The sequence below is a fragment of the Clostridium sp. genome (assembly GCF_036569345.1).
Taxonomy (GTDB): Bacteria; Bacillota; Clostridia; order Clostridiales; family Clostridiaceae; genus Clostridium_AD.
This window is the reverse complement of the sequence record NZ_DATCQT010000191.1, coordinates 1-9259: the sequence shown is the minus strand read 5'-3', so window position 1 is coordinate 9259 and position 9259 is coordinate 1. Positions and strand designations below refer to the sequence as shown.

General features: G+C 29.8%; 7 protein-coding genes. All 7 read right to left on the bottom strand.

Translation table 11 applies throughout. From position 1 onward, the window contains the following. Positions 1-4272 (bottom strand): phage tail tape measure protein (locus VIM70_RS20445; protein ID WP_331947633.1); only part of this gene is annotated, 4272 nt, incomplete at its 3' end. Between the two features lie 48 nt (positions 4273-4320). Beyond that, positions 4321-4728, bottom strand: coding sequence for a hypothetical protein (locus tag VIM70_RS20440; RefSeq protein ID WP_331947632.1), 408 nt, complete (start codon positions 4726-4728; stop codon positions 4321-4323). 34 nt (positions 4729-4762) lie between these two features. Next, positions 4763-5440, bottom strand: a complete 678-nt coding sequence (locus VIM70_RS20435; protein WP_331947631.1) for a hypothetical protein — start codon at positions 5438-5440, stop codon at positions 4763-4765. A 125-nt stretch (positions 5441-5565) separates the two neighbouring features. Beyond that, positions 5566-6237 (bottom strand): hypothetical protein, encoded by a 672-nt coding sequence (locus VIM70_RS20430; RefSeq protein ID WP_331947630.1) that lies wholly within the window; start codon positions 6235-6237, stop codon positions 5566-5568. A gap of 114 nt (positions 6238-6351) precedes the next feature. Beyond that, positions 6352-7812 (bottom strand): hypothetical protein, encoded by a 1461-nt coding sequence (locus VIM70_RS20425; RefSeq protein WP_331947629.1) that lies wholly within the window; start codon positions 7810-7812, stop codon positions 6352-6354. A gap of 222 nt (positions 7813-8034) precedes the next feature. Further along, positions 8035-8535 carry a hypothetical protein gene (locus VIM70_RS20420; protein WP_331947628.1) on the bottom strand — a complete coding sequence of 167 codons (501 nt, stop codon included), beginning with the start codon at positions 8533-8535 and terminating at the stop codon, positions 8035-8037. Between the two features lie 6 nt (positions 8536-8541). Next, a complete protein-coding gene (locus tag VIM70_RS20415) occupies positions 8542-8778 on the bottom strand; it encodes a hypothetical protein (protein WP_331947627.1) in 237 nt (78 codons plus the stop codon). Positions 8779-9259: the final 481 nt, after the last annotated feature.

Below are 9259 nucleotides of genomic sequence, written 5' to 3'. Positions count from 1 at the left end.
ATTTTGTATTAATTTAGCTTTTTGTTTCATTCCATCACGATATGCTTGTGAATGTTCTTCTAATTTTTCTTGACTAACATCTAATAAAGACATTGTTATTGATAATGCCTTCATTGCCGAATCATAATCCTTGACGCTGTTGGTACTAGCTTTCGTTGCATCTGCTAGTTCTTTATTGGCTTTTGTTAATGCTTTAGATGCTTCCGTTTGGTCAGCTTTTGCACTCGCATTTTCTTTGTCTGCCTCTGTTCCAGCTTTCGTTGCTGCTGTTGCATCATCTTCTGCCTTAGTAGTTCCGAATGTTGGGTCTTTCAATGTCTTTTCTAAAGCCTTTATTGCATCCATTGATGTTCCATATTGTAGAATCGAATCTTGTAATGATTTTTGTTCTGCTTTTTGTTTTGTTACTACTGCATCTGATGCTGATTTTATATATGGTATTCCAACAGCATCTTTTATTGTATTTGCTCCTTCTTCAGATGTGTCCCCACTAACTTTACTTGCCTCTAATTTAGCTGTGGCTAAACTTTGAATTGCACCCATTTCTACTCCATAGTAACTTAATCTACTTTTAACACCTTCGAGAACAGCTTTTGTAGCATTAAGTTGAGTTTCCATTATTGTTTTGGCTTCAGAAATATGTACAGTACGTAAAGATTGCAATGCACCCTCTTCTATTGTATAAGCTCCTGCACTTCCCTTAACTGCTCCAGCTAATTCAGGATATTTTACAATTAAATCTGAAATTTCCTCAGCATTTAGTGTGTTGCCTTCGTGTTGCTTATATATAACACCATTTAAGTCTTTAACGGCTGATTCAGATTTACTAACAGACTCTTGCATTTTTGATTGTGCGTCAGCATAGCCATTTACTTGTTGTATTAATAATGCCATGTTATTTATGTCTGACGTATCTGGTTTAGGCAATATTTTATCAATATCACCACTTTGCATATGTAAACTTACTAAAGTTTTATGCAAAGAATCATATCCTTTTGTCATTTTATCCACAGAAACTTTTCCAGATTTGTATTCTTCACTTAATTTTGCATAATCAGAAGTTTGTTTTTCTATATTACCACTTTTTAATTTATTTGTAACTGATTGTATTGCTGTAGCATACTGTTCAGCATCTTTGTAAGGTAGTGTTCCTATCATACTATCTGCTATCAACTTTGATTCTTTTGTTAATACTGCATACTCAGATACTCCTGATTTTATATTTTCTTTATTTTTTACGATAATATCTGATTGAGCTTTTAAAGATGTATTTACTTCTTTTATATCTGCATCACTTATAATTTGCTCTGACCCAATTTTACCTGATGAAAAACTACCTGTCTTATTGTAAGTATCAAGTTTTTTTCTTAATGCATCTTGCTTGGCAGAAGCTTTATCAATCTCTTTGCCATATGTGCCTTGAAGGTCTTTCTGTTTCTCTGCTTGTTGGATTTTTAATTGTTCCGTGTAATCCTTTAAAGCAGATGTGTTTTTAACATAAGCATTTCCTTCAGCATCATAATGGTCAAGTAATGTAGGTGCTATTCCAATAATTTGATTTTGAACATCTAAAAATTGTTTTTGTTCATCTGTCGTTCGATTGGTGTTAGACGCTAATGAATCATATGTGGTTGTTAATGTCCCCATATCTGTTTGTTGTGTTTTTAATTTTGTTATACTATCTTGCGTTGTTTTTATATAATCTTCATTTGCCTTATTTGCACTTGAAAAAGCATTTATTACAGCACCAATAGCCATTGGAATTAATATTAAACCTGCTGTTACTCCAATCATTGCTATTTGCACACCTGCTAGACCTACTGATGCCACTTCTGAAGCTACGCCAGTAGTGAATAAACCTGCTATTATAGTTTTTAAACTTGCGACAAACCCTACCCCACTTGCAGATGCAGTAAGATTAGAAATTGCTAAAACTCCATTGGCTTCAGATAATCCTCCTGTTGCCATCATTGCTTGAATTGTTGCAATTGCACTTAGACGATTACTTGCATCTAATACTCTAGAAGCTATAACTGCTTTGCCAACAGATACTACATATTTTACTGCAATAATCTCTGCTACAACTGCAACAGTAGTTCCTAATAATCCAAATGTTTTGGTAAATCCACTTAATGCACTAACAATACCAGTAATAATTCCTATGAAGTTTTTTAATCCATTTGAATTTATCATATTTTGAAATAAAATAGCTACTGCATTTTGGAACTGTTTAATTCGGGCTGCACTGCTCTGAAGATAGATATCATTTTTGGCACTTGCTATTCCTTGTGCGGAAAGAGCTTCAGTTGCTAATTTTGTTGAGTCGGCATAATTATCCATCATATTCAAAAACACTGCTTTTTGTCTTACACCTGCGGATTGTTCTGCTATATATGACCTTTGTTGTCCACTTAAACTTTCCCAAACTTTCGATAGAGAAGTCAACGTGGTATCTAAATCCTTAAATCCTCCATTAGCATCTCTGACGTTTATCCCAATGGATTGATAACTTTTGTCAGCGTTTGAAACCTCTTCAGCTGAGGAATCACCAGTGTTCGCGCGAGTTATCCGACTCACAATCGTCTTCATACTTGCACCTATTGTTTCGCCACTTAGACGAGAAGTTTCTGCTAGTTTTCCTACGATGGCAGAATAAGTGGTTAGATTCATTCCAGCCTCATTTATTACTGCACCAGATGTCTTTACTGCTGCTGACATTGATGTCAATCCTGTCTTAAAGTCAAGACTTAATTTTGAAGCTACAGAAGCAAAAACATCACTTACTTTCATACCTTGTGTTGCTATACTATCACTACTATTTTTAAACTCATCAAAAACTAAAAGCACCGACTGTATAGCATCTGATGCATCTTTTCCTGTCATGCCACTAATATTACTTAAAATAGCAGAAGGCTGAGTCTTGGCAAGAATTTCCTGTGCCGTACTGTTAGCATTTGAATAAACTTCCATAATATCTGTAATGTCTTTAATATTAGTTCCTAATTTTAAACTTAAATTTTGACTTCCTTGTGCCAAAGCATCGAATGCACTTTCATTTGCACCCATCATATCGATTCTTAGAGCATTAATACTATTATCAAACTCCATAACTGAGGAAATACCTTGTTTGAAAACTGAAATAACACCCATCATTAAACCACCTGCTAGAGCAAATTGAGCCATTTTAGTTGCAGATGAGGCTAATGTACTTAAAAATCCTTTAGTCTCTTTGGTTAAATTTTGCATAGTTCCAATGTTACTATTTGCACTAGTTTTTAAATCAGTAAATCCTTGAGTCATTTGTCCTTTGTTAAAGCCACTAGCTGTTAAAGAATTTAACTCCATTTTATATTTTTCTAATCCAGATGTATCTACAATTCCTACTGATTTCATTTTTAATATCAATGCATCAATCTGTGGATTTAACCTACCTTGATATAATGCAATTTGTTCGTTTATTTTTGCAGTACTTAGATTTTGTTTATCAGCAACTCCTGCTTGAAGAGTCCCTTCGGTTCTGATTAATCCATTTTTTATCTCTTGTAAAGCTATTTGATTAGCATCGCTAGAATTACCACTTGAGTTCATCGAAGTATTTAATTTAGCGTTAACAATTTCTCTTTCTAAAGCTAATTGTCGAGCTTTTCCGACCAATCCTTTTTCATTTGCTTGAACTATTTGATTTGTTAATGCAGACTCTTGTTCTAGTAACCCTTTTGCCTCATTTAATGCAACGTTTTGTTGTTTAATTTGAATTGCTTGGGTGTTGTCTGTAGTAGTTACTCCTGTAGCTTTGTATGTTTGTGGTACAAGAGAGCCATTTGCTCCTGCAATAGCCGATTGTGTATCGTATTTAATTTTATTTATTAATCCTTCTACTTGTTCTAACTGGACTGTAAATTTTTGAATATTCCCACTTGCATCGGATGAAATTGGGGTTATTTTATAGTTGCCTAATTTTTTATATTGTTCTTCAATTTTTTGCATATTCCCCGTTATTTTAATCATTTCTTGATTAGAGGCTAATACGTTTTTATCCATTTGATTAACAAAACTATTATTACTAACGTTCATACTGGAATTCATAGCAGACTTAAATTGCTCAGTTTGTTTTGTGACTTGTGATAATTGTTGTTGTATTTGATTAATATTTATATTTAAATTAAAAGGTTGTTTTATAGTTGCATTAATATGTGTAATTAATTGGTCAAATTGCATTGTGACCATTGCGATGTTGGTTGTTAATTGAATTCCATTCATTGGATTTGCCATGTTATTTACCACTCTCCTTTCCTATGTGGCTAGTATTAATAACCAATTTTATTCTTCTATAATTTCTAAAATTAATTCAGGAAATGTATTATGGATAAGTTCATAACATTTATCAAGGTATGAGCGAGGCGTATAGGTATGATATTGCCCACTCCCTCGTCCATCAGAATGTCCCTTATTTAAAAATTTACTTATCGAACCCGTAACATCTTCTCCAGTAACGGCACTATAATATCCATTATTTATATCACTATATACAAACATTTTTCCTGTTGCCAAATCTATATGTGTCTTCACTGAATTTAAAAACATATATGTCCTGTGATATTCTGTTGGTGAATAGATTTGATAAATTGCTTGATTTATTCCTTCCTTAAATAATTCTGCAACTTTATCCTGTATACTTTTTAAATATAAGTCTATCTGCATTTGAAACTCTGCTCTTAAATCATCCATTATTAATCCCCTTTCATAAGTTTAATAATTTATATTACTCTATTACTTTGATGTCTTCAATAATTTTCTCATTATCTAATGTTGTTTCTACTTTGTTTAATTCAGCAATTTGCTTTTCTAAATCAAGTTTATTTTTATTTAGCTCTATAACTAGTAATTCTTTCTCAGATATTACAGGTTCTTTTGATTTCTTTTCTTCTACAGATTGTCTTTCTATTTCTTTTATGTATATTTCTCTTTCTTTTTCAGGCATGTTTTGCAATTCAATCATGTTATTTGTCCATCTTTTCATGACGGTTTTAGAAATATCTCCAATAATATCATTCACAGCCATTAGCAAATCACTTGGGTCTGCAATAATTGCCTCAATCATTTTTTTATTTTCTTCATTCTCTTCTTCAAGTCCTAAATCAATATTTGTCATTCTAGATAATAAATCTGTAATAACTTTTGAATTGGATATATCAAATGTAACATTCCCATCTTGTCCAACAATCATATTTTTAACAAATAAATTAACTATAAATACTCTCAATTCAATGTTTGGGTTATAGATTAATACTGGATTTTCTATTTCTGATATTACCTTTTCTATATTTTCTTTACCATAAACCACGATTACATTTTCCCTATCATCTGTATAAATTGCAGATTTATTCTCATACCTCTTTAAACTACCTAAATCACTAAAATTAACTACGTTATTACTCATATTATTGTTCCTCCTAAATTTATATTATTTTAATTAAAATTATAATTGATTATATTTTGACATAACAAAAAGAGATATGAATTAACATACCTCTTTAAAATTATTATTTATTAAGTTTTATTTGTTTAATGCGTTTGGATTGCAGTGACTATCCCATTTTTAATATATACGTATTCATTATTATCATAAACCCATTGCTCATCTGTGCCACTAGCCGTTACCGTTTTATTAATACTATTAGGGTTTCCCCATTCAGACGCTCTAGCCTCATCTGAAGTCATTCCAATAGTTGGCTCAGATGATTGTACTGGTTTAGAAGAAGCATTGTCAGATTGTTTAAATACAGATGCCCCTGATGTTTTAGGCGATGTTTCTTCAACATATGGAGGTGGTGATAATTCATTTTTTTTATCAATTAATTTTAAACGCAAACTGTCTAAATCACTTTTAGTATTTATTGTAATTAAACGTGAAACAACAATTAATTTATCAACAGCATCCACATCATCAAGAGTAATTCTTTCTTTCATCTTAATTCTAAGATACGGTATAAACTTAGTTGCGAATTGACTATCATAATTACCATTAATATAATGTTTCTTTTCAAAATCTTCTATGAACGTTATTTGTTCAGTACTTAAATGTGTATCTGCATCCTCTATTATTTCTTTACACTGACTTAATCTAGTATTAAACTCGTTATTAATATTTATTTTTGTAATAATAGGAGTTCCAATGGTTACGCATAGTGCAACAACAAATACTACAACAATTATTGATTTAACTTTTATTTTCATTATAATTAACCACCTTTGTATTAAATTATGATATGTATGCTAATTATAATAAATATCATAATTACCCTATAATAAACATAACAATTTTATTCTATTATAAGGTAAATGTTAGAATTATACAATAATATTATTATCTTCTACATATTTAAATGTATAGCCATGATATTGTTCTTGTTTTCCACTACAAACTTTTGAAATAGAACCATTCTGTAATTTTACTCCAAATAATTTCAAGGATTGCCTTGTTAATTCACGAACACTATAAAATATACCCAAGGAATTATTATCTTTAAAAATTTCAACTTGTTTACATCTTACTTTATTATTTTTGCTTGATTCTTTAGGATTATACTCACACCACCCTAGTTTAGTTCCTTGTTTGAGATATCTTTGTATGGTGCTTTTGGTTGAATTTATCATTTTCCCTATATCAACAGTACTAATATTAGGATTATTTTTCTTTATCTTACAAGCTGTTTTAACCAAGTTTGTTAGTGCAAATTCTTCGGCTTCATTCCAATCTATAATGTTTAAATTATATAATTCACTTAATATACTACCAATTATATTATTTTTAATAAAATGTAATTCTGATTTACTACAATCAATGATTATATATTCTTTTATATCATTACTATTAGCTAATTCTTCTTTAATTTCGTCATTCTCTTGTTCTTCCATTAAACTTCTGGAACCATTTCTTCCTTTTTCTTTATAATGTTGCGACCCATGTGTTTCAATAATCCCAATATCAACTATATAAAAATCATATTTATAATTTTTACACCATTTAAATGTGGTTTTATTGAGTTGTGTAATAAAATTTATATCCAATTGCTTTAATACCGAGTACATGATTTTTTCAGGATAACTAAGTCCATCACCACACGCACAACCTATTGACTGTGTTCTATAAATATTATTCAAAGTTATACATTCTGCTTTTATTTCTCCGCAATCGGGACAAATAATTGTAATTTTTTTATTACTACATTTAGTATATGATTTGGCATCATTCACCGACACTCCTAAATCACACATCCATCTATCGGTATCCCATATAGTGTTTATCCCTAATACTGGTGTTATATTTGCACAACAAGAACATCCATAACCTTTCTTGAAATTACTTTCTTCAATCTCACCTTTTATCCATCCACATTTATTACATTTGTACTTATACCATTTTCTACTTATACCTTTCTTATCAATTTTATATTTTCTATCTGTAATAATTAAATCTCTCTTATCATCTTTGAATGATTCTCCCAATTCTATTTTGAATTCATTAGTAAATACACCCATCAATTTACCCAAACGACATTGCATAAAGCCAGATGTTGTTATTCTAAAAGGTTTTTCGTCTAAATATTTTATCCATAAATATTGTCCTTTAGTTTTATAATCTACTATCTCAACTTCAAATTTAATATTTTCATAGATTCCTTTAACTTTATAACCTATGCTCTCTTCCCAATTTATCCGTTTGCCTCTATTTAATCCACCTGTTGGTAAATCGTTTAAAAATATATTGTTATTTATCATTTCTTCTTCAATTTCACTTATTAATCCCATTAATATCAACCACCTTTTATATTATTTTATATCTTCCTAACCACTAATTTTATGTAAATCGGCAAGAGTACGAGTGTGGTTAACCTCTATTCTAAAGGAGCGACCCCTAAAACACTCTCACCAAATATTAATCAATTTAATTATTACTTCTTATATTACTTTCTTATAATATTATATTATTCTAATCTCACAATTATGTTACAATTTTATGTATTTATATTATTATATTAATGCAAACATAAAGGTGCAACTATCGTTAATATCATCATCTAATACTTTTACTGCTTTATCATCCCCAACTTCGAAATCAAAGTTAGAATAAAACTTAAATGATTTATCCGATATTGAAAACAATGTTATAAATTTGACTCCTACATAATTATCGTTTATATATTTTATCTCACCAATTAATTCTGAGAATAATGATTGGCTCAGTCCTATTCCTTGATAACTCTCATCTATTGCAAATCTTGATACTTCTATTGCAGGAAATACTTTTGGATATCTTCCTTCTTTAATTTGAACAGAGGAGCATTTAATTGTGTAATATCCTATTAGCGATTTACTGTTCTCATCAATATATAAATATGTTGAACCTTCTCCATTCTCATCTAGGTTTCTTGCATCAAAATTTAAAAAATCATTCATAGTTTTTACTCCACAATTAAAATCATCTAGTTCATCAAAATAATCATACCCAATTCTTAATGTTGATATATTCATTATAAATTACCTTCTCTTCTTTATAATCCAACCATTCTTTTTAGCATGTTCTTTACATTCTTCTATATATGAAGTATTCAAACTTGTTTCATTGGATTCAGATAACTCTAATATTCTTTTTGCTACTTTACCAGTAAATACAGGGGCTATTCCAATTGATACTTCCATTCTTTTCATCCTCCTTTTATTAACTCCATCGATTATTATTTTCTTCGATTCTATAATTTTTATTCTAGCTCTCATTATTTATCTCCTTTAATAATTTATTATTTATTTGGTTGAATCTGTATAATAATATAATAACATTAAAGGATAAAATTGTCAAGCATTTTATATTATTTTATTATGTATGTGTTTTTTTAACAATTAATTAGGTATTATTCAATTTCACTATACGGGCGTTTGTATGGCTTCAGTTTTGTTTTATGTATAGTTATATGTTTTAGTCTGCAACTTCGCTAATTGTTGAAAAAGCTGACTGTTTGAGTGGGTTTACGACCATTCTAATTAACCATATAAATTAAATATAGTAATTTTATATTACTTTTTACAAAAGACAAGTAGGATTATTCCCTCTAAAAAATAATATATTTAAAGAAAAAAATAAGCCTATACTAAGCCCCTTTTGCGAGTAGCTAAATATAGGCTTATGAATATTATTTGATTTTTTAAAAGTATAAGCTTACGTATTGCTTACAATTTTAGTTAGAATTTGTTGTGCTAA